This window comes from Mesorhizobium sp. M6A.T.Cr.TU.017.01.1.1 (genome assembly GCF_004023115.1).
GTDB classification, from domain to species: Bacteria; Pseudomonadota; Alphaproteobacteria; order Rhizobiales; family Rhizobiaceae; genus Mesorhizobium; species Mesorhizobium mediterraneum.
In genome coordinates, this window is the sequence record NZ_RZTA01000272.1 from 1 (window position 1) to 667 (window position 667).

General features: G+C 66.3%; 1 pseudogene. It reads left to right on the top strand.

Features of this window, described 5'->3' with window-relative positions:
* A pseudogene (locus EOB36_RS33940) lies at nt 1-436 on the top strand (hypothetical protein); the annotation flags it as partial.
* Nucleotides 437-667 lie beyond the last annotated feature (231 nt).

The following is a 667-nucleotide window of genomic DNA, read 5'->3' on the forward strand; positions in this document are numbered from 1 at the left end:
GCTCGAGAGGGCCGAGCCCGGCGTCTTCCTGGGCAGCATCGAGACCAATGAGATCGGCCTCTACCAGGTCGGCAATGGCGACCTGAAGGCGCTTGCCCATGTCGGCCCGGTCAATGCGCCTGAATTCACCGACGTCGTCTCCACCGAGGGCCGGCTGAAAGCGCCGGCCGAGGCCACCGGCGGCAGCGTGCGCCGGCTGGCGCCATCATCGGCGCTTGGGTCGACCGTCGGCAACCTCACAGGCGGAGTGACGCTGCCCTCGGTCGTCCCGGTCCGCGCTTCGGGCGCCGCGAGCGGCAACGACTGGATCGGCCTGCGCACCACCGACGACAGCGTGCTGAAGGCGGTCTCGCGCGTGCCGCTGTTCGGCGGATTCCTCGGCCTCGGCCTGCTGCTTCTGGCATTGGGCTCGATGTGGTACCGCGAAGGGCGGTAGCGCAGCGTTTTATCCTTCTCCCCTTGTGGGAGAAGGTGGATTGGCGCGTAGCGCCAAGACGGTTGAGGGGTGTTGGACGGAGTGTCGGCAGTGCCAAGCTGGAGCACCCCTCATCCGACCGAGCTTCGCTCGGCCACCTTCTCCCACAAGGAGACCTTTGCACAGAAGCCGAACGGTGATTCTGTGGTGAAGGTTGGAGCAGGGAGATTCGGGATGGCGGATCGTGTTTTG